This window comes from Streptomyces sp. NPDC002513 (genome assembly GCF_053595355.1).
Genome location: NZ_JBSFXK010000024.1, coordinates 19809 through 42438, shown reverse-complemented (window position 1 = coordinate 42438; position 22630 = coordinate 19809). Strand labels below are relative to the sequence as shown.

Annotated in this window: 21 protein-coding genes and 1 pseudogene; 9 read left to right on the top strand and 13 right to left on the bottom strand. The window is 71.3% G+C overall.

The genetic code is table 11. The features are described 5' to 3' along the window. Positions 1-195 precede the first annotated feature (195 nt). The 3 genes from tilS to dacB all read right to left on the bottom strand — a co-directional run bounded on the left by tilS (position 196) and on the right by dacB (position 4378). Complete coding sequence (gene tilS / locus ACWD5Q_RS17905) at positions 196-1251, bottom strand: tRNA lysidine(34) synthetase TilS (RefSeq protein WP_451427959.1); 1056 nt, start codon at positions 1249-1251, stop codon at positions 196-198. A gap of 193 nt (positions 1252-1444) precedes the next feature. Continuing rightward, positions 1445-2578, bottom strand: coding sequence for a zinc-dependent metalloprotease (locus ACWD5Q_RS17900; RefSeq protein ID WP_451427958.1), 1134 nt, complete (start codon positions 2576-2578; stop codon positions 1445-1447). Positions 2579-2719: 141 nt separating this feature from the next. Continuing rightward, entirely contained in the window at positions 2720-4378 is a 1659-nt protein-coding gene (gene dacB / locus ACWD5Q_RS17895) for a D-alanyl-D-alanine carboxypeptidase/D-alanyl-D-alanine endopeptidase (protein ID WP_451427957.1), read from the bottom strand. A 79-nt stretch (positions 4379-4457) separates the two neighbouring features. On the opposite strand from dacB, the gene ACWD5Q_RS17890 reads away from it, so the two are divergent. Together ACWD5Q_RS17890 and ACWD5Q_RS17885 are read left to right on the top strand one after the other, a co-directional pair. Next, on the top strand, positions 4458-4949 hold the full coding sequence (locus ACWD5Q_RS17890; protein WP_451427956.1) for an inorganic diphosphatase: 492 nt from the start codon (positions 4458-4460) through the stop codon (positions 4947-4949). A gap of 128 nt (positions 4950-5077) precedes the next feature. After that, positions 5078-6841, top strand: coding sequence for a threonine/serine ThrE exporter family protein (locus ACWD5Q_RS17885; RefSeq protein ID WP_451427955.1), 1764 nt, complete (start codon positions 5078-5080; stop codon positions 6839-6841). 37 nt (positions 6842-6878) lie between these two features. Here the strand turns inward: ACWD5Q_RS17885 and ACWD5Q_RS17880 are convergent, their stop codons facing one another. Beyond that, entirely contained in the window at positions 6879-7931 is a 1053-nt protein-coding gene (locus ACWD5Q_RS17880; RefSeq protein WP_451427954.1) for a DedA family protein, read from the bottom strand. Between the two features lie 245 nt (positions 7932-8176). Further along, the gene (locus ACWD5Q_RS17875; RefSeq protein WP_451427953.1) at positions 8177-8938 is read right to left on the bottom strand and encodes a MerR family transcriptional regulator; all 762 of its coding nucleotides are present in this window, start codon (positions 8936-8938) and stop codon (positions 8177-8179) included. A gap of 385 nt (positions 8939-9323) precedes the next feature. Between ACWD5Q_RS17875 and ACWD5Q_RS17870 the strand changes: the two genes are divergently transcribed. Next, entirely contained in the window at positions 9324-10736 is a 1413-nt protein-coding gene (locus ACWD5Q_RS17870; protein WP_451427952.1) for a glutamate decarboxylase, read from the top strand. 28 nt (positions 10737-10764) lie between these two features. Here ACWD5Q_RS17870 and ACWD5Q_RS17865 read toward each other — a convergent pair whose 3' ends face one another. The 3 genes from ACWD5Q_RS17865 to ACWD5Q_RS17855 all read right to left on the bottom strand — a co-directional run bounded on the left by ACWD5Q_RS17865 (position 10765) and on the right by ACWD5Q_RS17855 (position 13864). Then, a complete protein-coding gene (locus ACWD5Q_RS17865) occupies positions 10765-11313 on the bottom strand; it encodes a DinB family protein (protein ID WP_451427951.1) in 549 nt (182 codons plus the stop codon). Positions 11314-11433: 120 nt separating this feature from the next. Beyond that, positions 11434-12894: an aldehyde dehydrogenase family protein gene (locus ACWD5Q_RS17860; RefSeq protein ID WP_451427950.1), complete on the bottom strand. Its 1461-nt coding sequence runs from the start codon at positions 12892-12894 to the stop codon at positions 11434-11436. A 133-nt stretch (positions 12895-13027) separates the two neighbouring features. Then, positions 13028-13864, bottom strand: a complete 837-nt coding sequence (locus ACWD5Q_RS17855; protein ID WP_451428009.1) for a helix-turn-helix domain-containing protein — start codon at positions 13862-13864, stop codon at positions 13028-13030. A 343-nt stretch (positions 13865-14207) separates the two neighbouring features. Here ACWD5Q_RS17855 and ACWD5Q_RS17850 point away from each other — a divergent pair, with 343 nt between their 5' ends. Continuing rightward, positions 14208-14696, top strand: a complete 489-nt coding sequence (locus tag ACWD5Q_RS17850; protein ID WP_451427949.1) for an ATP-binding protein — start codon at positions 14208-14210, stop codon at positions 14694-14696. A 343-nt stretch (positions 14697-15039) separates the two neighbouring features. On the opposite strand, the gene ACWD5Q_RS17845 is transcribed toward ACWD5Q_RS17850, so the two are convergent. From ACWD5Q_RS17845 to ACWD5Q_RS17830, 4 genes are all read right to left on the bottom strand, one after another. Beyond that, entirely contained in the window at positions 15040-15297 is a 258-nt protein-coding gene (locus ACWD5Q_RS17845; RefSeq protein WP_451427948.1) for a DUF397 domain-containing protein, read from the bottom strand. A gap of 171 nt (positions 15298-15468) precedes the next feature. After that, positions 15469-15933: an SRPBCC family protein gene (locus ACWD5Q_RS17840; protein ID WP_451427947.1), complete on the bottom strand. Its 465-nt coding sequence runs from the start codon at positions 15931-15933 to the stop codon at positions 15469-15471. Continuing rightward, positions 15930-16304 carry an ArsR/SmtB family transcription factor gene (locus ACWD5Q_RS17835; RefSeq protein ID WP_451427946.1) on the bottom strand — a complete coding sequence of 125 codons (375 nt, stop codon included), beginning with the start codon at positions 16302-16304 and terminating at the stop codon, positions 15930-15932. Before ACWD5Q_RS17835 ends, ACWD5Q_RS17840 begins: the two co-directional genes overlap by 4 nt. A gap of 7 nt (positions 16305-16311) precedes the next feature. Then, a complete protein-coding gene (locus tag ACWD5Q_RS17830) occupies positions 16312-16686 on the bottom strand; it encodes a VOC family protein (RefSeq protein WP_451427945.1) in 375 nt (124 codons plus the stop codon). A gap of 91 nt (positions 16687-16777) precedes the next feature. Here ACWD5Q_RS17830 and ACWD5Q_RS17825 point away from each other — a divergent pair. From ACWD5Q_RS17825 to ACWD5Q_RS17815, 3 genes and pseudogenes are all read left to right on the top strand, one after another. Further along, positions 16778-16930 (top strand): annotated as a pseudogene (locus tag ACWD5Q_RS17825) (30S ribosomal protein S14); the annotation flags it as partial. Between the two features lie 48 nt (positions 16931-16978). Then, positions 16979-17488, top strand: a complete 510-nt coding sequence (locus tag ACWD5Q_RS17820) for a hypothetical protein (RefSeq protein ID WP_451427944.1) — start codon at positions 16979-16981, stop codon at positions 17486-17488. A gap of 205 nt (positions 17489-17693) precedes the next feature. After that, positions 17694-18200 (top strand): DUF4232 domain-containing protein, encoded by a 507-nt coding sequence (locus tag ACWD5Q_RS17815; protein ID WP_451427943.1) that lies wholly within the window; start codon positions 17694-17696, stop codon positions 18198-18200. Between the two features lie 73 nt (positions 18201-18273). On the opposite strand, the gene ACWD5Q_RS17810 is transcribed toward ACWD5Q_RS17815, so the two are convergent. Next, positions 18274-19410, bottom strand: a complete 1137-nt coding sequence (locus ACWD5Q_RS17810) for a DUF2786 domain-containing protein (RefSeq protein ID WP_451427942.1) — start codon at positions 19408-19410, stop codon at positions 18274-18276. An 85-nt stretch (positions 19411-19495) separates the two neighbouring features. Here ACWD5Q_RS17810 and ACWD5Q_RS17805 point away from each other — a divergent pair, with 85 nt between their 5' ends. Both ACWD5Q_RS17805 and ACWD5Q_RS17800 read left to right on the top strand, forming a co-directional pair. Continuing rightward, entirely contained in the window at positions 19496-20245 is a 750-nt protein-coding gene (locus tag ACWD5Q_RS17805; RefSeq protein ID WP_451427941.1) for a Clp protease N-terminal domain-containing protein, read from the top strand. Positions 20246-20305: 60 nt separating this feature from the next. Further along, the gene (locus tag ACWD5Q_RS17800) at positions 20306-22003 is read left to right on the top strand and encodes a bifunctional 3'-5' exonuclease/DNA polymerase (protein ID WP_451427940.1); all 1698 of its coding nucleotides are present in this window, start codon (positions 20306-20308) and stop codon (positions 22001-22003) included. Positions 22004-22630 lie beyond the last annotated feature (627 nt).

Below are 22630 nucleotides of genomic sequence, written 5' to 3'. Positions count from 1 at the left end.
GCCATCGGGGCGCCTGTGCCGCTGTGGACGGTCACCCGTCCGCGGACACCCGCGCGGGGCAGCCGCAACGGCCGCAGCCCTCACGGCCGGTGTCCGCTGTCCCTCACGACAGTCGTACGCCCCTTCGACTCGCTCGCGCGGCTGACCGGTCCCGCCCCGAAGGGGTGACCGGGCGCCTCCCTGAGGGGGCGTGTTTCAGCCGTGCCGAATCACCAGTCTGCCACCCTGACGCTGGGCGACGACTTTGCCCGGGAGATTGATGGCTCCCTGGCCGCGCCAGCCGGTGATCAGGCGGTCCACTTCCTCGATGTGCCGGGCGAAGAGGGAACCGGCCGGAGCGCCGGCCTCGATGGCGGCGCGGCGCAGGACCCGGCGACGCACGGCGGGGGGCAGGGCGTAGAGCTTCGCGCACTCCAGGAGGCCGGAGCCGTCGCGTACGGCGGTCTCGGCCTGGCCGGCCCAGGCGTCGAGGGCGTCGGCGTCGTCACGGGAGAGCTGGGCCGTACGGGCGAGGGCCTCGACGACGCCCTTGCCGAGCGCCTTCTCCAGGGCGGGCAGGCCCTCGTGGCGGAGCCGGGAGCGGGTGTACGCGGGGTCGGCGTTGTGGGGGTCGTCCCAGACCGGCAGTGACTGGACCATGCAGGCCTTGCGGGCGGTCTGCCGGTCGATGTGCAGGAAGGGGCGGCGGTAGCGGCCGTCGGCCCCCGTGACCGCGGCCATGCCCGACAGGGAGCGGATACCGGAGCCACGGGCGAGGCCGAGCAGGACGGTCTCGGCCTGGTCGTCGCGGGTGTGCCCGAGGAGGACCGCGGTGGCGCCGTGGCGCTCGACGGCGGCGTCCAGGGCGGCGTAGCGCGCGTCCCGGGCGGCGGCTTCGGGGCCTCCGGCGCGGCCGACGTTCACGGCGACGGAGACGACCGGGTCGAGGCCCAGCTCGCGCAGGCGCAGGACCACCTCGTCGGCGCGCAGGTCGGAGCCTGTCTGCAGTCCGTGGTCGATGGTGATGCCGCCGGCGCGGATGCCGAGCTTGGGGGCCTCGAAGGCGAGGGCGGAGGCGAGCGCCATCGAGTCGGCGCCGCCGGAGCACGCCACGAGCACGAGCGGCGCGAAGGGGCGCTCGCGGGAGGGGGAGGCGCTGCTCTGTTCCGTGGTCGGCCCGGTGTGCTGTGTTGAGGTCTGCTCGGTGAGGATGTCGTGGAGGACGCGGCGGACCGCCAGGCGTATCGCCGCGACCGCAGGATGGGGACCCATGTCCGGTTCCCTTCATGAAGTTGTCGGGGGGTGAGCTCGATTGGTGGTCACTCAGAGTGTGTAGATGGTGACAGAAACGGGCCGTTCCCCGAGCATTGCACGCCTACCCATGGCTCACGGTCCCTCGGACGAGTGATTGGCGGGGCGTTCACCTGCCGACGGCCGGATTCGTCTCACCCCGCTCGCGCGGGGCTCACGGCTCCGTCCTGCGATGCACCCGTGCGACCCAGTCCGCCGGTTTGGCGATCTCCGCCTTGGTGGGGAGGGTGTTGGGGGAGGTCCACACCCGGTTGAAGCCGTCCATGCCGACCTGCTCGACGACGGCCCGCACGAACCGCTCGCCGTCGCGGTACTGCCTGAGCTTGGCGTCCAGGCCCAGCAGTTTGCGCAGGGCCAGGTCGAGCCGTGAGGCGCCCCTGGCGCGGCGCTGCTGGAACTTCTCGCGGATCTCGGAGACGGACGGGACGACGTCCGGGCCGACACCGTCCATCACGAAGTCCGCGTGCCCTTCCAGGAGGGACATCACCGCGGTCAGCCGCCCGAGGATCTCCCGCTGGGCGGGCGTCTGCACGAGTTCCACGAACGAGTGAGCGTCGTCGCCCTCCTCGCCCTCCGTGCGGCCCCCGACGAGCGACTGGACCGCTTCCCTGATGCGCTCCAGGACCGTCATCGGGTCGATGTCGGTCTCCCCCAGGAAGGACTGGATCTCGCCCTCGAGGTGATCGCGCAGCCAGGGCACCGCGGTGAACTGCGTGCGGTGCGTCTCCTCGTGCAGACAGACCCAGAGGCGGAAGTCGTGGGGGTGGACGTCCAGTTCGCGTTCCACGTGCACGATGTTCGGCGCGACCAGCAGGAGTCGGCCGCCGCCGTTCGCGCCCGCGGGCAGTTCGCGGGTGGCCGGGGCGAAGGTCTCGTACTGGCCGAGGACCCGGGAGGACAGGAACGACAGCAGCATGCCCAGTTCCACGCCGGTGACCTTGCCGCCGACGGCACCGAGGACGGTTCCGCCGGGGGTGCTCCCGCGCCGCTCCTCCATCTTGTCCAGGAGGGGCCGGAGGATCTCCCGGAACCCGGCGACGTTCGCCCGGACCCAGCCGGGCCGGTCGACGACGAGGACGGGGGTGTCGTGCACGCCCTCCTGGCCCATACGAGTAAAGCCCCGGACATGTTCCTCCGAGGCCTTCGCGTGCCGGCGCAGCTCCGCGACGACGGCCCGGGCCTCGTCACGGCTCACCTCGGGACCCGGCCGCACGAGCCGGGTCGCGGTCGCCACCGCGAGATTCCAGTCGACCATCCCAGGAGATCCGGCACCACCGATGCTCGTCATGCGTCAACGGTACGTGAGCGCCGCCGCTCGGGGCAGGGCAGCGCAACGCGGGGCGGTGCGCCGCCTGGGCAGCACCGCAGGGGGTGTGCGCCACAGGCCGGCGTATCGCGGAGGGGCGGTGCGCCGCAGGGGGGCGGTGCGCTACCGGCAGCCGCAGCCCGCCAGCGCCACCGCCGTGCGGTCCAGGGCCGTCCGGGCGGCCGTCTGGTCCATCGAGCCGTCCGTCAGGAAGGCGAACGCCAGCAGCCGCCCGTCGGCGTCGACCACCGTCCCGGCGAGGGTGTTGACGCCGGTCAGCGTGCCCGTCTTGGCCCGCACGAGACCGATGCCCGAGCGTTCGGCGGCGGCCGTGTAGCGGTCGCTGAGGGTGCCCGTGAAGCCGGCCACGGGCAGCCCCGTCAGGACCGGGCGGAGTTCGGGGTGGGCCGCGGAACCGGCGGTGGCCAGCAGGGACGTCAGCAGGTCCGCCGTGAGCCGGTCGTCGCGGTTCAGTCCGCTGCCGTCGTGGAACCGTGCGCCGGCGAGCGGGAGCCGGAGCTTGCCGAGCTGGGCGGCGATCGCGGCCGCGCCCCCCTCGAAGCTCGGCCGGCCGCCGGTGGCCAGGGCGGTCTGGCGCGCGAGGGCCTCGGCGATGTCGTTGTCGCTGTTGGTCAGCATCCGCTCGACCACGGCGGACAGGGGCGGCGACTGGACGGAGGCGACGGTCTCGGCACCGGACGTGGCCTTCGCCGCCGGGACCGCGGCGGCGGAGGTCTTGATGCCGCGCTCGCGCAGCAGACCGCCGAACGCGCGGGCCGCGTCCCCCGCCGGGTCCTTGCTGCGGTCCGCGGGCCCGCTGGTGGAGTCGTCCCGGCGGCCCTCGTCGGCGATCAGAGCGGTGACCGGGGCGAGGTTGGGGTTGATCCCGATGGGGTGCAGCGCATCGCCGGTGAACAGGGAGGCGTCGTAGGCGAGCGACACCGAGGTCAGACGGCGCTTCTTCAGGGCGGCGGCGGTCGTGTCGGCGAGGTGGCGCAGGCTCGCCCAGCCGTCGGCCCGTGCGCGGGCCGTCAGCGTGGGGTCGCCCCCGCCGACGAGCACCAGCTTGTCGGTGCCGGGCTCCAGCGCGGTGCGGGTGGTGAAGCGGTGGCCGGTGCCGGCCGCGGAGAGCACGGCCACCGCGGTGGCGATCTTGGTGGTGGAGGCGGGGGTCAGCGCGTCGTCCGCGTTCTTGCCGTACAGGCGCTTGCCGGTCGCGACGTCGACGACGGCGGCGGTGCGCCGGGAGCCGAGGGAGGCGTCCCCGAGAAGCTTGTCGAGGGCGGCCGCCAGCGTCCGTACGCCCGGCGCCGGCTGGGCGGCCGTGGCGGCGCCGACGCCGGCCAGCACCGGCGCGGCGCTCGGCGCGGGCGCCGGCGTCTGCGCCGTCGCGCCGGCCCCACGTCCGTGATCTGCGCCACCCTCGCGGTCCCGCGCTGCGGCCCGGTCGCGCTCGGCCGTACGCTGACCCGAGGAGTCCCAGGGACCGGCGGCACTCACGGCACCGACCGCGAGGACCAGGCCCATGACGGCGGCGATGGCCGCCAGCTGCGGGGTGGTGAGCCCCCCGGCGCGCGGACGCGCGAGGCGCGCGACCCGCGCGACGTGCGGTTTCACCGCTCCGGTGAACCGTGCCATGCGTGGTCTCACGGTCTCGGCGACCCGCCGCGTACGGGGTCGCACGGCCCGGGCCACGCGCGCGAGGCGCGGTCTCACGGCCTGCGCGGCCCGCGCCAGACGCGGTCGCGCGGCCCGCCAGGCCCTCAGCTCCGGCACGACCACCAGCCCCTTTCGCGATCACACACCTGCGTGAGGGACACTTAACCACCAGAACTATGTGCTGATCATGGAGGAGCCACCGGTGGAGTTCGACGTCACGATCGAGATCCCGAAGGGTTCGCGGAACAAGTACGAGGTGGACCACGAGACCGGTCGTATCCGCCTGGACCGTCGACTTTTCACCTCGACCAGCTACCCGGCCGACTACGGCTTCGTCGAGAACACCCTCGGCGAGGACGGTGACCCGCTGGACGCGCTGGTCCTCCTCGAGGAGCCGACCTTCCCGGGCTGCCTCATCAAGTGCCGTGCCATCGGCATGTTCCGGATGACGGACGAGGCCGGCGGCGACGACAAGCTGCTGTGCGTGCCGGCGTCCGACCCGCGCGTGGAGCACCTGCGGGACATCCACCACGTCTCCGAGTTCGACCGCCTGGAGATCCAGCACTTCTTCGAGGTCTACAAGGACCTGGAGCCCGGCAAGTCCGTCGAGGGCGCCAACTGGGTGGGCCGCGCGGACGCGGAGGCCGAGATCGAGCGCTCGTACAAGCGCGCCGAGGAGCACGGCGGCCACTGACCCCTGTTGTCCGGCGGGCCGCGTGATCCCCATGGGGGTGACGCGGCCCGTTCGCGTACCGGTGCGCATACTGGCGTACGGGAGGTACGTACGGGACACGGGCTTGAGGAAAGGCAAGAGGGAAGCAGGTGGCGGAGCCGGAGACGGAGGACCGCAAGCCGCGGTCGGACGAGGCGAGGAGCGCCTACCCGCCCCCCGGGCGGGGCGGCGACGATTCCGTGGCCACGTCCGAGCTCACGATTCCCGTGGGGCTCGAGGCGCCGGCGGCCGACGATGCCGAGTCGTCGACGACGTCCGAGTTCGCCGTTCCCGAGGGTCTGGACGTGCCCGCCGCCGGTACGGAGTCGGAGACGACGTCCGAGTTCGCCGTCCCGGACGGCCTGGAGGTCCCGCAGCCGCCCGCGGCCGAGCCGGAGGGATCGGCGTTCAGCCTGCCGCACACGTACAGCGCCCGGCACGCCCCGCCCGCCTTCACCCCGCCGTCCGGCATCCCCGCGGTCCGGCTGGCCCAGGAGGCGCCCTGGCAGGACCGTATGCGCACGATGCTGCGCCTGCCGGTCGCCGAGCGGCCCGCGCTGGAGCCCGCGCAGAAGACCGGGGAGACGGGCCCCGCCGTGCCGCGCGTGCTCGACCTGACCCTCCGCATCGGCGAACTGCTGCTGGCGGGCGGTGAGGGCGCCGAGGACGTGGAGGCCGCGATGTTCGCGGTCTGCCGGTCGTACGGGCTGGACCGCTGCGAGCCGACCGTCACCTTCACGCTGCTGTCCGTCTCGTACCAGCCCTCCCTGGTGGACGACCCGGTGTCGGCGTCGCGGACGGTACGCCGCCGCGGTACGGACTACACCCGCCTGGCCGCGGTCTACCGGCTCGTGGCCGACCTCAGCGACCCGGCCACCGCGATCTCCCTGGAGGAGGCCTACCGCCGGCTCGCCGCGATGCGCCGCAACCGGCACCCCTACCCCGGCTGGGCGCTGACCGGGGCGAGCGGGCTGCTCGCCGGCGCGGCCTCCATCCTCGTCGGCGGTGACCTCGTGGTCTTCATCGCCGCGGCGATCGGCGCGATGCTGGGCGACCGGCTGGCGTGGCTGTTCGCCGGGCGTGGACTGCCGGAGTTCTACCAGTTCACGGTGGCCGCGATGCCGCCGGCCGCGATCGGCGTCGCGCTCACGGTCGCCCATGTCCAGATGAACGCGTCCGCCGTGATCACCGGTGGCCTGTTCGCACTGCTGCCCGGACGGGCTCTGGTGGCGGGCGTACAGGACGGGCTGACCGGCTTCTACATCACCGCGGCGGCGCGTCTGCTGGAAGTCATGTACTTCTTCGTGGGCATCGTCATCGGCGTGCTGGTGATCCTCTACTTCGGGGTGAAGCTGGGCGCCCAGCTCAACCCGGACGCCGCCCTGCACCTCTCCGAGCGGCCGGTCGTTCAGATCATCGCGTCGATGCTGTTGTCCCTGACCTTCGCGATCCTGCTCCAGCAGGAACGGTCCACCGTGCTGCTGGTGGCCCTCAACGGGGGCGTCGCCTGGAGCGTGTACGGGGCCATGCACTACCCGGGCGGCATCTCGCCGGTCGCCTCCACGGCCGTCGCGGCCGGTCTGGTGGGCCTGTTCGGGCAGTTGCTGTCGCGCTACCGGTTCGCGTCCGCGCTGCCGTACACGACCGCCGCCATCGGGCCCCTGCTGCCCGGTTCGGCGACCTACTTCGGGCTGCTGTCGATCGCCCAGAACCATGTCGACAAGGGCCTGGTGTCCCTGGCGAAGGCCGCCTCCCTCGCCATGGCCATCGCCATCGGCGTGAACCTCGGGTCGGAGATCTCCCGGCTGTTCCTGCGGGTTCCGGGCGGTTCCGGGGAGGGCCGCCGGGCGGCCAAGCGGACGCGCGGCTTCTGACGCACGGCCGGCGAGGCCGGATCCCGGGGCGGCCGGGTCAGTTCTGCGGGTAGCCCTGGCCGTAGGGGTTCGGCTGCTGGGGCTGCTGCGGCTGCGCGTAACCCTGGTCGGAGCCGTACGGCTGCTGCGGCTGCTGGTGGCCCTGGGGGTACTGCTGGGTGTAGGGCTGCTGGGGCTGGCCGTAGTACTCGTCGTAGCCGCCCTGGCTCGTGCCGTACGGCTGCTGCCCCTGCCCGCCGTACGCCTGGCCCTGGTGGCCGTACGCCTCCTGGCTCTGGTGGCCGTACGCCTCCTGGCTCTGGTGGCCGTACGCCTGGTTCGGGTGGCCGTACGCCTGGCTCTGGTCCTGCTGGGCCGGCGGCACGGGACGCAGCCGGGTCGTCGCGTCGTCCATGACCGGCGGCTGCTGCCCGAAGGGCGGCTGCGGGAAGGACGGCTGCTGTGCGGCCGGGGCCTGCTGCGGCGCGTTCTTCGCCTTGGAGCGTGCTCGCAGGAACTCGATGGCGATCGGGATCACCGAGACGAGGACGATCAGGATGAGGATCGCCTCGATGTTGTTCTTGACGAAGCCGATGTTGCCCAGCCAGGAGCCGAGCAGGGTGACGCCCGCACCCCACAGGGTGCCCCCGATGACGTTGAAGACCACGAACGAGCGGTACCGCATGCCGCTGACACCGGCGATGATCGGCGTGAACGTGCGCACGACGGGCACGAAGCGGGCCAGCACCAGGGACTTCGGGCCGTACTTCTCGAAGAACTCCTGCGCCTTGGTGACGTTCTCCTGCTTGAAGAGGCGGGAGTCCGGGCGGTTGAAGAGCGAGGGACCGACCTTCTTGCCGAACATGTAACCCGCCTGGTCGCCCAGGATCGCGGCGACGCAGATCAGCGCGATGGCTCCCGCCAGGGGGAAGTCCATCTGCTTCGAGGTGATCAGCAGACCGCAGGTGAACAGCAGCGAGTCACCTGGCAGGAAGAAGCCGATGAGCAGTCCGGACTCGGCGAAGACGATGAGGAGCAGGCCCCAGATACCGAACGTGTTCAGGAGATGGTTCGGATCCAGCCAGCTCGGGCCGAGCGCTAGCGTCATCACGGTTCCGGGCTCCTGAGGGGTGAGGGGAGGTGCGGCGTCCCGACGGGCGGCCCGCACCACGGCGGTGGCCGGACAAAGCTATCAACGCACGATGTCCCGCCCGCGTTCCGCCGGTGTCTCCAGGATGCACTGCGCGTGGACCAAGCCGAAGCCGTGCGCCGGGAATGCCGAAGCGGCACCACGGGGTACGCGGGCAAGGGACGCCGGCCATGGGCCGGCGCCCCTTGCCCGCGCCTGTCCCGCGCTCACCCGTCGTGGCGCTCCGCGTTCGCCGCGATCGCGTCCCTGAGGTGCTCGGCGAGACCCGGCCGCATGGAGTCGTAGAACGCCTTGAAGCGCTCGTCGGAGACGTACATCGCGCCGAGGCCGCGGTGCAGCTCGTACGAGCACTCGTAGAACCATCTGCAGATGTGCTGCCGGTGCTCCTCGGCCAGGTCCATGGCCCGCTCCCCGGCCGGGGGCTCCCCGGCGGCCATCAGGGCGTCGTAACGCTCGCCCCAGACGGCCACCTCGGCCTGGATGCGCTTCCAGTCGTCCTTGGTGTACCGCGCGGCGCGCCGCTGCGACTCGGCGTACTCGGACGTGCCGCCCCAGCGGCGCTCGGCCTCCTCGGCGTACTGCTCGGGATCCTTGTCCCCGAACACCTCGAACTTCTCCTCGGGCGTGAGGTTGATGCCCATCTTGCGTGCCTCCATGGCGTGCTCCACGGCCGCCGCCATCTTCTGCAGTCTCTCGATCCGGGCGGTCAGCAGCTCGTGCCGGCGGCGCAGATGCGCGCGCGGGTCCGCGTCCGGGTCGTCGAGCAGGGCGGCGACCTCGTCGAGCGGAAAGCCCAGTTCCCGGTAGAACAGGATCTGCTGCAACCGGTCGAGGTCGGCGTCACCGTAGCGCCGGTGACCGGCGTGGGTGCGCTCACCGGGTACGAGCAGGCCGATCTCGTCGTAGTGGTGCAGCGTGCGCACGGTCACCCCGGCGAATTCGGCCACCTGGCCGACCGAGTAACTCACTTCCGCTCCCTTCTGGGTACGCGTGTCAGGTTCGGGCCTCACGCCGCGTGAGGTGCAAGGCGCTTTTCCCGGGGCGCCTCGTGGGAACCAATGATGGGGCAGAGGCGGAGGATCGAGGAGGGACGAGGACCGGGAGCCGGGAGCCGGGAGCCGATGAACGGACGGGACGGTGTGCATCACCGAACGGACGGGACGGCCCTCGCTGAAGGCTGAAGGACGGGGCCGGTGCGCAAGGGAACCGACGAGGGCGGTATTCATGCTGACGGGTGAAGCACCGACAGCCGGTGAACCGGCAGACACCGCCGATCCGATGAACGAGTGACCGCGCACACAGCCGGACACCGCGGACCGCACGACCGCACCACACGACGGGAGACGAGACACCATGCCGCTGCACTCGGGCCGGGGAAAAGCCGACGAGCGCCCCAGGTCGATGAACCCCTTCTACGGGGAGGCCAACCCGGTCGTCGAGATGACCGAGGCGCCGCCCAAGCAGCGGCTGCCCGCGGGGCCGATGCTGCCCACGACCGCGTACCAGCTGGTCCACGACGAATTGATGCTGGACGGCAACTCACGGCTGAACCTGGCCACGTTCGTCACCACCTGGATGGAACCCCAGGCCGGGCTGCTGATGTCCGAGTGCAGCGACAAGAACATGATCGACAAGGACGAGTATCCCCGCACGGCCGAGTTGGAGCGCCGCTGCGTGGCCATGCTCGCCCATCTGTGGAACGCGCCGGACCCGCAGTCCGTGGTGGGCTGTTCGACGACCGGGTCCAGTGAGGCGTGCATGCTCGCCGGCCTGGCCATGAAGCGCCGCTGGGCCCAGCGCAACGCGGACCGCTACCCCTCCAGGGATGCCCGCCCGAACCTGGTGATGGGGGTGAACGTCCAGGTCTGCTGGGAGAAGTTCTGCAACTTCTGGGAGGTCGAGGCGCGCCAGGTGCCGATGGAAGGCGACCGGTTCCACCTGGACCCCCAGGCCGCCGCCGAACTGTGCGACGAGAACACGATCGGGGTGGTCGGCATCCTCGGCTCCACGTTCGACGGGTCGTACGAGCCGATCGCCGACCTGTGCGCTGCCCTGGACGACCTTCAGGAGCGCACGGGCCTGGACATCCCCGTGCATGTGGACGGCGCCTCCGGGGCGATGATCGCGCCCTTCCTGGACGAGCACCTGGTGTGGGACTTCCGGCTGCCGCGGGTCGCGTCGATCAACACCTCCGGCCACAAGTACGGACTGGTCTACCCGGGCGTGGGCTGGGCCCTGTGGCGCGATCAGGAGGCCCTTCCGGAGGAGCTCGTCTTCCGCGTCAACTACCTGGGCGGCGACATGCCGACCTTCGCGCTCAACTTCTCCCGCCCCGGGGCCCAGGTCGCGGCGCAGTACTACACGTTTCTGAGACTGGGCCAGGAGGGCTTCCGAGCGGTCCAGCAGACGACACGGAACGTGGCGCGGGGGCTCGCCGACCGGGTGGAGGCGCTGGGCGACTTCCGGCTCCTCACCCGCGGCGAGGAGGTGCCGGTCTTCGCGTTCACGACCGCGCCGGACGTGACGGCGTACGACGTCTTCGATGTCTCCCGGCGGCTGCGCGAGTACGGCTGGCTGGTCCCCGCGTACACCTTCCCGGCCAACCGCCAGGATCTGTCCGTGCTGCGGATCGTGTGCCGCAACGGCTTCTCCACGGACCTGTCCGATCTGTTCATCGAGGATCTGAGCCGGCTCCTGCCCGAGCTGCGGCGGCAGCCGCATCCGCTGACCCACGACAAGGAGGCCGCCACGAGCTTCCACCACTGACACCGCCGGGCCGGGGCCGCCCGCCAGGTCAGCCCTGGGGGGTGCCCTGCTCCATGGCGACCAGCTCGAAGGCCGTCTTCCCGTCCAGCGACTCCCGGACGATGTCGGCGTGCCCCGCGTGCCGGGCCGTCTCACGGATCAGGTGGAGCATGAGCCACCGCATCGACACGCGCTCGTCCGGCGGGAACCAGGGGGCGCTGGGAAGCGGGAAGGTGTCGTCGAGGCTCGGCACCGAGCGGATGAACGCCTCCGTCTCGGCGGCGACCTTCTCCCCGTACGCGAGCTGCGACTGGACCGTCTCGTCGTCCAGGAGCTCGAAGCTCTCGTGCCAGTTCCCCTCGTTCCGCCGCACGGTGGGCGGCTCCTGCCGGGCCCGGGCGATCCAGCCCTGCTCGTTCTCGGTGACATGCTTGAGCAGCCCGCCCAGGGACAGCCGGCTCGCGCTGGGCCGGGAGCGCGCCTGCTCCTCCGTCAGCCCGAGCAAGGCCCGGCGGATACCGCCGCGCTGTTCCTCCAGGAAGGAGAGCAGTGCTCCGCGCTCGTCGCCCCGCTCCTCCGTGCGTACATGCATGACCATGGCCGGCCGCCTTTCGTCGGTTCTCGCGAGGTCGCCCTCCGCCTGACACCGACGACGCTAAGGGCCCTTGCGGTCAGCTTCTGTCCGCAAGGGCCCCGGGGCGACGCCATCGAGAAGAACTCAGAACGGGAACGGGCTCCGCCCGTGCTGCACCGAGATCCACTTCTGGGTGGTGAACGCCTCGATCGTGGTCTCGCCGTTCAGCCGGCCGATGCCCGAGTGCTTCTCGCCCCCGAAGGGGACGAGCGGCTCGTCGTGGACCGTGCCGTCGTTCACATGGAACATGCCCGTGTCGATCTGCTTGGCGAAGGCCACACCGCGCTCGACGTCGGCGGTGTGGACGGCGCCGCTGAGGCCGTACGGGGTGTCGTTGACGATGCGGACGGCCTCCTCCTCGCCGTCGAAGGGGATGAGGAGGGCGACCGGGCCGAAGATCTCCTGCTGGAGGATCGAGGAGGCGGCGGGGACGTCCGTCAGGACGGTGGGCTGCACCAGGTTGTCGGTGGTGGTGCCGTGCACGAGCGCCGTGGCACCCTCCGCGATGGCCTGCTCCACCGCGCCCGAGATCGCATCCGCCTGCGAGGAGTTGATGACGGGACCCACGATGGTCTCCGGGTCGCGCGGATCGCCCGCCTTCAGGGACTTCACCTTGGCGACGAACTTGTCGGTGAACTCGGCCTGGACCGAGCGGTCCACCAGGACGCGGTTGGCGGCCATACAGACCTGGCCCTGGTGCACATAGCGGCTGAAGACGGCCGCGTCGACCGCGTAGTCGATGTCCGCGTCGTCGAGGACCACCAGCGCGCTGTTGCCGCCGAGTTCGAGGACGGAGCGCTTGAAGAGTGACGCGCAGACGGTCGCGACATGCCGTCCGACCTTGTCGGAGCCGGTGAAGGAGATCACCTTCGGGATCGGGTGCTCGATGAAGGCGTCGCCTATCTCGGCTATGTCCGTGATCACGACGTTCAGCAGACCGCCCGGCAGGCCCGCGTCCTCGAAGATCTTCGCGATCAGGGAGCCGCCGACGACCGGGGTGTTCTGGTGCGGCTTGAGGACCACGCCGTTGCCGAGGGCGAGCGCCGGGGCGACGGACTTGATCGACAGCAGGAAGGGGAAGTTGAACGGGCTGATCACGCCGACCACACCGACGGGCACGCGGTAGAGGCGGTTCTCCTTGCCGTCGATCGGGGACGGGAGGATCTTGCCTTCGGGGCGCAGCGCGAGCTGGATCGACTCGCGCAGGAACTCCTTGGCGAGGTGCAGCTCGAAGGCGGCCTTCAGCCGGGTGCCGCCCAGCTCGGCGATGATCAGTTCGGTGATCTCCGCCTCGCGGTCCTCGATGACCCTGAGGGCCTTCTCGAACACCGCGCGGCGGGCGTAGGGGTTGGTGGCCGCCCACTGCTTCTGGGCGGCGGCGGCGGCCTGGTAGGCGTCGTCGACCTCGTCGACCGTGGCTATCGTGATCGACGCGAGCTTCTCCCCGTCGTACGGGTTGAAGTCGATGATGTCCCAGGAACCTGTGCCCGGGCGCCACTCACCGCCGATGTACTGCTGAGCCAGATCGGTGAAGTCGGACGACATGTGATCCCTCAATCCCTCGCAGTCAAAGCGGAAACCCGTTCACACCCGCGATCGCGTCACGGCCTGATCACGCGTCATCGTACGTGTGTTGAAGGGGAGTTGTCGGGTTACTGGGGAGACTGCCCGAAGAGTCTCAGGAAAGCTGGAGCAGCCCCCGCAGCAGGTCGCGGCTTTCGTCCGGTCCGGGGCTGTCCTGTTGCAGCTGCTTCATCGCGGACTCGTACTGCAGCACGTCCTCGCGCTTGTCCAGATACAGGGCGCTGGTGAGCTGCTCCAGGTAGACCACGTCGGACAGATCGGACTCGGGGAAGCTGAGGATGGTGAAGGCCCCGCTCTCGCCGGAGTGCCCGCCGAGGCTGAACGGCATGATCTGAAGGCGGACGTTGGGCCGTTCCGAGATGTCGATCAGATGCTGGAGCTGGCCGCGCATCACTCCGGGGTCGCCGTAGGGGCGGCGCAGGGCGGCCTCGTCGAGGATGACGTGGAACTGCGGGGCGTTCTCCGAGACGAGGTACTTCTGCCGTTCGAGCCGCAGGGCCACTCGCCGGTCGATGTCCGCCGCACTCGCGCCCTTCATGCCCCGGGCGACGACCGCGTGCGCGTACTCCTCGGTCTGCAGCAGGCCGTGCACGAACTGGACCTCGTACGAGCGGATCAGATGTGCCGCGCCCTCCAGGCCGACGTAGGTGGGGAACCAACTCGGCAGCACGTCCGAGTAGCTGTGCCACCATCCGGCGACATTGGCCTCCCTCGCGAGGGAGAGCAGGGATGTCCGTTCGGCCTCGTCCATGATCCCGTACAACGTCAACAGGTCCTCGACGTCACGCGTCTTGAAGCTCACCCGTCCCAACTCCATGCGGCTGATCTTCGACTCCGAGGCCCGGATCGAGTAGCCGGCCGCCTCTCTGGTGATGCCGCGCGCCTCTCTGAGGCGCCTGAGATGGGATCCCAGCAGAATGCGCCGCACCACCGACCCGCTCGAGTCACCAGCGCTCACTTGTCAGCCTCCCCAGCCGTCCTACAGACCGCGCAGTCTGCCACTAAATCACTTCGAGCAGTACTCGCGCGGTTACAGAAATGGAAAGGAGTCAATGCTGAGACGGGTGAGAGGCCAGGGAAGAGCAAGCGGGAGGGAAGAAAGTGGTCGAAGAAATAACCAGATAGCAGTACGGGAACGCCCAATTCCGGCGCGTGCACGTGCATCTGCCCTTGCATCTGCCTGGCTCATCCGAAACCATGGTCCCGCGCCACCGCTGCATCGCACCGACCGCGAACACCCGGGAGTGCCTCGCATGGGGACGAATGGATCGACCATGCTCGAGCCCTTACGGCAGGGACTTCCGCCGCTCGATCTCACGGCCGTGTCCAGCGCAGCCTCCTGTGCTCTGCCGGCCCGCCTCGAAGCGGTCCGGGAAGCACGGCAGTTCACCCGCAGAACCCTGGGCCAGTGGGACGTGGGCGAGGGCTCCGACGATGTCTGCCTCGTGGTGTCCGAACTCGTGACCAACGCCCTGCGGCACGCCCTGCCCTCACCCTCCCGGTGCGCGGCCGAGCAGTACCCCCCGGTGCGGCTGCACCTGATGCGCTGGACCACGCGCCTGGTGTGCGCCGTGCGCGACCCCAGTCACGACAGTCCGGTCGCGGGCGACTCCGAGGACTTCTCGGCCGAGTCGGGCCGTGGGCTGTTCCTGGTCGACTCGTTCGCCGACAGCTGGGGCTGGCACCCTCTGGCGGGCACGCTGAGCGGCAAGGTGGTCTGGGCCCTGTTCCGGCTGCCGCCCACACCGGCGTGCACGAAGTGACGCCCCGCGGCGCTTCCTGAGGCGGCGGATCTACGCGTGTCACCGTCCGCGGCGCGACAACGCGTCGCGGACGCACACGATTGCGGGCCGGCCGGCGGCGCGGCCGTTCCGGGCCGGCGCATCGGCCGCGCCCCTCTCCGGCCCACGCGTACGTCCCGCACGCTCCACGCGCTCACCCCCGCCCCCCGGTGCACGCGTCACCGCGGCCCTGCGCACGTCGCGCCTCCGCTCTCCGCACGCGTCGCCTCGGCCCACGCGCACGCCGCCTCCGCTCTCCGCACGCGTCGCCTCGGCCTGCACGCACGAACAAACACCCGCACACATGCGCGAGCATCTGCACGTGTTACGCGATCAGATGATCGAACTCACCGTCCTTGATGCCGAGCAGCATCGCCTCGATCTCCGCACGGGTATAGACCAACGCGGGCCCATCGGGGAAGCGCGAGTTGCGCACCGCCACCTCTCCCCCGGGCAGCCGGGCGAACTCCACGCATGACCCCTGGGAGTTGCTGTGCCGGCTCTTCCGCCAGGCCACTCCGTGCAGCTCCGTCGCAGCCATGCCGTTGTACACGTCATCCACGTCGTACACGTCGCGGTCCACAGGTCGCTCCCGGGTGGTGCATTGGCTGATATGGCCATCGATGCAGTGGTCAACTGCCCCGGATCATAACTCCGTTCACATGCAGATGCATGGGCAGATGCACGTGCACGGGGGGTGTTCCTGCGATTACAGCTTTTACGGTCCTTTGACTACAGCGTGGCCGTCGTCTGACTACAGCCCGTCAAGCGTCTGCCCCAGAGCCCGCATCACATGCGACCTCCAGCCCCCGTCCATGATCTTCCGCGCCATCAGCTGTGCCGGATCGTCCGGGTCGAACCCTTCATGCACTAGGAACAGACGCGTTCCGCGCCCTTCCTGTTCCAACGTCCAGGTGATGGTCCAGTCCACGGGACGGGCGGGATCGGCGTCCGCCCACCCGACGCGCAGCATCCGCTCGGGCTCGAAAGCGAGAACCCGCACGTCAACCGTGCCGGAGAAGGCGGCGTTCGGCCGGGGGACCGACGTCATCGTGTAGCGGTGGCCGACTTCAAGACGGAAGTTCTCGGCCCCGGGCATCTGCCACTGCGCGAGCAGCGCGGGCTCGGTGAGGGCGCGCCAGACCTTGGCCGGCGGGTGCGGCAGGAACTGGTCGACGCGGAGGGTGGTGAGGTCGCCGTCACCGGGTGCGGTGCTCATGGGCGGCCGTCGTCGGGCATGCGGTCGAGCAGTTCGCCGAGGACCTTCAGCCGCTCGCGCCAGAATCGCTCGTACGGGTGGAGCCAGTCCTGCACCTCGGCGAGCGGAGCCGCCTCGAGGCGGTAGATGCGCCGGCGGCCGGACCGCTGCTCGCTGACGAGCCCGGCCTCCCGCAGCACCTTCAGATGCTCCGAGAGGCTGGGCCGGCGCATGGCGAAGTGGTCGGCCAGGGCCTGGACGGGCTGCGGCCCCTCGTCGCGCAGCAGGCGCAGCACCTCTCGGCGCGTGGCGTTGGCGAGTGCGGCGAACACTCGGTCCTCGTCGGCCGCGCGGATGTCGGCGGCCGTACCCCCCGTACCCGTCCCGGTCATGGCGCGATCAGAAGCCTTCCTTCTCCGTGAGCAGCATCAGACCGTTGCCGTCGGGGTCCCGGAAGGAGGCCATCCGGCCCCAGGGGAGGTCATCCGGGCCCTGCACGGAGACACCCGCCGCGGCCAGCCGCGCGCAGTCGGCGTCGACATCGGTCGTCACCAACATGATCCCCCGGACCTCGCCGGGCCGGAAACCGCCCATGTCCGGGCCGGAGAGCGTGAAGACGGTCTGCGCGCCCTTGGGCGCGACCTGGAGCCAGCGCCCCTGCGGCATGGCCCGGTCGGCGGTGACCTCGAAGCCGAGGAGGTCCGTGTAGAAGCGCAGGGCGCGGTCCTGGTCGAAGACGGGGAGGGTGACGAAGGAGGCATGCGTGATGGTCATGCACAGCACCATAGGTAGGGGATTTCCTACATGTCAATCGTAGGAGATCCCCTACCCATCCGGGCCGCCCCCACCGGGGTCCGCAGCGGCGCCGCGTGACGCCGGTGCCACCCGCGTGCGCCACCGTGACGGAACGGACGGCCGGCCGCGCGGCTACCTCCGGGCCTTCGGCCTGCCCCGGATCGATCTGCGTGAGCAAGCGCACGCCGGACATCTCCCCGGGGTGCGCAAGTCCTCCTGGTAGCTTGCTGCGGCCGCCCCCGACCCCATCCGGCAACCCTGGGAGACTTCAGTGACTACGGCGATCCACGTCACCCGCCGGCAGGCCCCCGTCTCGCTCGCGTCCGTGGGCCTTGCGGCCGCGCTCCTGCTGACCGGCTGCAGCGGCGGCGGTTCCGGGGACGGCGGTCCGGGGAGCGGCGGCTCCCCGACGCCGGGCGCGACCGGGCCCACGGTGGACACCGGCGGCTCCCCGAGCGCCAAGGCCGGGAAGCTGGAGGGCAGTTGGGTGACCACGACCGGCGGCAAGGCCGTGGCCCTGGTGATCACGGGCAAGCAGGCCGGGCTCTTCTCCTCGGGCGGCACCGTGTGCAGCGGGACCGCGGGCGAGGAGGCGGGCATGCAGATGATCCACCTCAAGTGCCCGAACGGCGGCACGAGCCGAGGGACGGGCATGGTCGACTCCGTGAACTCCACGAGCATGAAGGTGACATGGGAGGGCGGCATCGGCTCGGAGACCTATCTGAAGGCCGAGGGCGGCAAGCTGCCGAGCGGACTGCCGACGGCGAACCTGGGGTCGTGACGCCCCGCCCGTCACCGGGGGCCTCCGTCACCGGAGGGAGCGTTTCCGGCAGCGAAGAGGGGGAAATCCGGCCCCCTAGGGGACATAGGGGATGAACCACCCCCGTCGTCAACCAGGACGCGTGCGTGATCCAGGGGGCGCGCAACGCATCGCGGGCCGCCTGCGTGATGATCCTTGGACACCGTCACGACCCCAGAGGACCCTCATGCGTACGATCCGCGTCCCCCTTGCCGTCACCGCGCTCGCGGCGGCCCTCACCCTGACCGCCTGCGACAGCAAGAGCGGCGACGACGGAGCGAAGGCCGCCGACTGCGCGGTCGCCGTCAAGGTCGGTCCCGGCAACGCGGCCACCTCCGCGGGCGACACGGGGAACGTCCCGGTCACCGTCACGAACCACGGCGGCGCCAAGTGCACCTTCCAGGGTTTCCCGGGCATCGACCTCACCGGAGGCCAGTCCTCCTGGAGCGTCGCGCAGGAGAAGGACGCCAAGCCCCTGAAGGTGACGCTGCAGAAGGGCGAGGCGGCGACCTTCACCATCACGTACGTCCGCGGGGACGGCGGCTCGCTCAGCGCGCCGGCGAGGACGGTGAAGATCACCATCCCGGGCGCCGGCGACGCGAAGGGCTACCCGTGGTCGTACGGAGATGTGGCACTGAAGACCCCGGACACCCCCGACGCCTCGGTGAGCCCGATCCAGGTCGCCGGCGACTGACCGGCCCAAAAGGCCCGGCCCACCTCCAGGGGAGCCGGGGTCCGCGGGTGGGGGCAGGAGCCGGGCCGCGCGCTCAGGGAAGCCGGGGCCGCTCCCCGGCCCGAGTCCGCTCCCCGACCCGGGCCCGGTCGGCGGCCGCGGCCCCCTGCTCCCAGCCGGCCGCGTCGCCGACGCCGCGCAGCCGGGTGGTGACCGTGTCCGGGAACATGCGCTCCATGCGGTCCGCGACGGCCACGTCCCGGGCCGCCAGGACCGGCAGCAGATCCCCCTCGGACCCGGCCACCTGGCCCTCGGCGGCGGCCCGCAGCCGGTCGCCGATGCGGTGCGCGTAGGCGGCCAGGAAGGACTGCCGGAACGTCTTCGTGCGCTTCCGGCCGCCCTTGCGCTGCGCCGCCTCCGCTTGCGTCATGGCGGCGGTGGCCTGCACGAGCAACGAGGTGTAGAGGAGTTCGACGGCCTCCAGGTCGGGCTCGAAGCCGATGACCGTGGAGAAGCCGAAGGGCTCGTGCCACACGGCCCGGCAGCGGTTCGCGGTCGCCACCGCGTCCAGGAGCACCGCCTTGGCCGTCTCGTACGGCGGGTCCACGCCTATGCGGCAGCCGCCCGGGGCGTCCTCGGTGTGCGCCCGGGCGGCGAGCAGCGCCTCGTCGATGCTGTGCCGGGCCATCAGCTCCTGCGCCTTGGCGCTGAGTGCCTCCGCCTCCTGGGGATACCCGGTCGCCTCCGCCTTCGCGAGGAGCGCGCGGATACGGGTGAGCATCCGGGACTCCGGTTGCTGCGGCGCGGTGGTCCGCCCGGGGGCGTCGAGCGGTTCGAGGGCGGGGAGGCGGAGCAGCAGGCGGTACAGCTCCAGCACAGCGGTGGCGTACGAGAAGCGGTCGGGGGCGCGCGGGGGCTCCGCGTCGAGGTTTTGGAGCTGGGCGGTCCAGCGCGGTCCGGGGGACGGCCGTCGCCCGGCCTCCTCGAGGATCAGCGCCGAGACCAGGCGTACATGCAGGTCGTCCAGTTCGCGCCGCACCATGCGTACGACGTCGGCGGGCTGCCAGCCGCGCCGCCAGGCGGCGCCGACGAACTGCTCGCCGCGCCGGGCCAGTTCGCCGTCGGCCGTGGGATCGGCGGCGAGCAGCGAGGCGCCGGTGTCCAGGGTCGCGTCGGCGTCGTCGTAGAGGGCGGCGCGCAGAGCGCGGTCCACGGTGGTCGTCGTACTCACGCGTCCGATCGTGACATGGAAGCCACCCGAACCCTTGCGTCAACCTCGGGTTGACAGGAAATGAGTGTCAACCTAAGGTTGACACATGACGGCCAAGCCTCAGATCACAGCGAACCTGCGTCTCGACGACCTCATCGAGGCCATCAAGAAGGTGCACACCGACGCCCTGGACCAGCTCCAGGACGCGGTACTCGCCGGGGAATACCTCGGCGACGTGGCCGACCATCTGATCGGCCACTTCGTGGACCAGGCCCGGCGTTCGGGCGCGTCCTGGACCGACATCGGCAAGAGCATGGGCGTGACCCGGCAGGCGGCCCAGAAGCGCTTCGTCCCCAAGGAGTCGGCCGACCTCGACCCCAGCCAGGGGTTCAGCCGCTACACGCCACGCGCGCGGAACGTGGTCATGGCCGCGCACAACGCGGCGAAGGAGACGGGCAACACCGAGACCGTGCCCGCGCACCTCGTCCTCGGTCTGCTCGCCGAACCGGACGGGCTCGCCGCCCAGGCGATCCTCGCGCGCGGCATCTCCCTGGACACGGTGCGCGAGGCGGCGGCCTCGGCACTGCCGCCCCGCGCCGAGGAGGTCCCGGAACTCGTGCCGTACGCCCCCGCCGCCAAGAAGGCCCTCGAACTCACCTTCCGCGAAGCCCTTCGTCTGGGCCACAACTACATCGGCACCGAGCACATCCTCCTCGCACTCCTCGAACTGGAGAACGGCGAGGGCCCGCTGTCCGGCCTCGGACTCGACAAGGCGACGACCGAGGAACACCTCACGGAGAAACTGGCCGAGATCGGCAGGACCCTCGGACAGACGGCCCCCGGACAGGAGGGCTGAGCCCGGGCCGGGACCGCACGTCCCGGCCCGTTGTCAGACCCCCCTGTCAGACTCGCAGACATGACCGGGCGCTGGGCTCTCGCTCCGGCCGAGGACGGCGGCGTGGAGCTCGCCGCCCTCGGCCCGGACGGCCTGCCCGCCGGGCCCGTGGTCAGGGAGGGGGATCTCGCCGCGGCCGTGCGGGCACGGCCCGAGGTCACCCGGTGGGTGTGGCGGTCCACCGCCGACGTCCAGCCCCGTCTGCTCGCCACGGGGGTGCGAGTCGACAGGTGCTACGACGTCGAGGCCGCCGAGACCCTCCTCCTCGGCCACGAGGGGCGCCTGGGAGAACCCCGGTCGGCCGCCGCCGCGCTGGCCCGGCTGCGCGGCGGTCCCGTACCACCGGATCCGCCGCCGCGCTCCGCCGAGCCCGGCTCGCAGTCCTCCCTGTTCGAGCCGCGCCCCGTCCACGTCCCCCTGAAGGACCTCCTCGAGGTGTACGCGGACCAGCAGCGCCGGCACGACGCCGCCGCGCACCCGGACCGCATGCGGCTGCTCACCGCGGTCGAGTCGGCCGGGATGCTCGTGGCCGGCGAGATGAACCGGTCCGGGCTGCCCTGGAGCGCCCACGTCCACCGCGACGTGCTCCACGAACTGCTCGGCGAGCGGTACGCGGGCGGCGGCGAACCCCGGCGGCTGGCCGAGCTGGCCGACGAGGTGTCGGCCGCCTTCGGCCGCCGTGTCCGACCCGATCTGCCCGCCGATGTCGTCAAGGCGTTCGCACAGGCCGGGATCCGGGTGCGGTCCACCCGCCGCTGGGAGATCGAGTCCGTCGACCACCCTGCCGTGAAGCCCCTCCTGGAGTACAAGCGGTTGTACCGCATCTGGGTCGCCCACGGCTGGTCCTGGCTCCAGGACTGGGTGCGCGACGGCCGCTTCCGGCCGGAGTACCTGCCGGGCGGCACGGTCACCGGCCGCTGGGTCACCAACGGCGGCGGGGCCCTGCAGATCCCCAAGGTCATCCGGCGTGCCGTGGTCGCCGACCCGGGCTGGCGGCTGGTCGTGGCCGACGCCGCCCAGATGGAGCCGCGGGTCCTGGCCGCGATCTCGCGCGACCCGGCGTTCATGGAGGTGGCGGGCCGCGAGGCCGACCTGTACCAGTCGGTGTCGGACCGCGCGTTCTCCGGCGACCGCGCCCAGGCCAAGCTCGCCGTGCTCGGCGCGATCTACGGCCAGACGTCGGGCGACGGGCTGAAGAACCTCGCCTCCCTGCGCCGGCGCTTCCCCCGAGCCGTCGCGTATGTCGACGACGCGGCACGCGCGGGCGAGGAGGGCCGGCTCGTACGGACCTGGCTCGGGCGGACGTCCCCGCCCGCGGCCGGCACCTCGCGGGACGCCACGGAGGAGGCGGGCATCCCGCAGGAGGACAGCCCGGAGGACGCGGCCGGCGAGCCCCAGCAGTGGATACCGGGGTACGCCTCGACGAACTCCCGCGCCCGCGGCCGCTTCGCGCGCAACTTCGTGGTCCAGGGCAGCGCCGCCGACTGGGCCCTGGTGCTGCTCGCCGCCCTGCGCCGCTCCTGCGCGGACCTCGCCGCCGAGCTGGTGTTCTTCCAGCACGACGAGGTGATCGTGCACTGCCCGGCCGAGGAGGCGGACACGGTGGTCGCCGCGATCCGGGAGGCCTCGGACCTGGCGATGCGGCTGACGTTCGGCGAGACACCGGTGCGCATTCCGTTCACCGCGGCGGTCGTGGAGTGTTATGCCGAGGCCAAGTGAGCGCGCCGGAGGCCGGGTTTCCTCGGCCTCACCACCCGCCCTGGCCATCGCCCTGTCTCACGTGCCGTGGAGGCCGTCGGCCACGGTGGAGGCAGGCGTGTGGAGGATGGCGTCGAACGCGTCGAGAACGGGGGTGTGCAGGTAGGCGCTTTGTATCCGGATACCACGAGCTGGTGCTCCTCCGCACGCCGCCCGACCCGCAACTGCCCGGCCATGCGGCCAGAACCGCCGCTCTCGCCGCAACCGTCGGCGCCTTCGCCGAGCCTCCGTCAGCGGGCGACACCTGAGTGAGGCCGCACCGGTTCCGCACTCCTTCGGTCACCGCCGTGGACACACCGCGCTGGAAGGCCAACCACCCGCCAGCCGCGTTCCTGACCTCTCAGGGCAATACACCCAGAGAACGGGCGTTGCCAGTGCCCCGACAGGCAACGTTCGCCCCGTCGCGACGCCCGGCACGCTCCCCCCAAGCTCTTCGAGCAGGGGGTACCCCCACTCGCCGCACCGCCCGAAAGCCCAAGTACATCCAGTACGAGGACTTCCGGCCGGCACTCCCCCAGCCTTCGGCCGGGGGGACCCCCAGAGCACGCACCGGACGCCGCTCCTTAACGGGCAAACGTTGCCTGCCGC

Excerpts from the sequence above, each read along its gene's own strand:
- ACWD5Q_RS17865 (WP_451427951.1), bottom strand. The coding sequence starts at position 11,313 with ATGGTCATGCATGTACGCACGGAGGAGCGGGGCGACGAGCGCGGAGCA.
- ACWD5Q_RS17800 (WP_451427940.1), top strand. The coding sequence starts at position 20,306 with ATGACCGGGCGCTGGGCTCTCGCTCCGGCCGAGGACGGCGGCGTGGAG.
- ACWD5Q_RS17850 (WP_451427949.1), top strand. The coding sequence starts at position 14,208 with ATGCTCGAGCCCTTACGGCAGGGACTTCCGCCGCTCGATCTCACGGCC.
- ACWD5Q_RS17860 (WP_451427950.1), bottom strand. The coding sequence starts at position 12,894 with ATGTCGTCCGACTTCACCGATCTGGCTCAGCAGTACATCGGCGGTGAG.
- ACWD5Q_RS17870 (WP_451427952.1), top strand. The coding sequence starts at position 9,324 with ATGCCGCTGCACTCGGGCCGGGGAAAAGCCGACGAGCGCCCCAGGTCG.
- ACWD5Q_RS17815 (WP_451427943.1), top strand. The coding sequence starts at position 17,694 with ATGCGTACGATCCGCGTCCCCCTTGCCGTCACCGCGCTCGCGGCGGCC.
- ACWD5Q_RS17835 (WP_451427946.1), bottom strand. The coding sequence starts at position 16,304 with ATGACCGGGACGGGTACGGGGGGTACGGCCGCCGACATCCGCGCGGCC.
- ACWD5Q_RS17900 (WP_451427958.1), bottom strand. The coding sequence starts at position 2,578 with ATGACGAGCATCGGTGGTGCCGGATCTCCTGGGATGGTCGACTGGAAT.
- tilS (WP_451427959.1), bottom strand. The coding sequence starts at position 1,251 with ATGGGTCCCCATCCTGCGGTCGCGGCGATACGCCTGGCGGTCCGCCGC.
- ACWD5Q_RS17840 (WP_451427947.1), bottom strand. The coding sequence starts at position 15,933 with ATGAGCACCGCACCCGGTGACGGCGACCTCACCACCCTCCGCGTCGAC.
- ACWD5Q_RS17805 (WP_451427941.1), top strand. The coding sequence starts at position 19,496 with ATGACGGCCAAGCCTCAGATCACAGCGAACCTGCGTCTCGACGACCTC.
- ACWD5Q_RS17830 (WP_451427945.1), bottom strand. The coding sequence starts at position 16,686 with ATGACCATCACGCATGCCTCCTTCGTCACCCTCCCCGTCTTCGACCAG.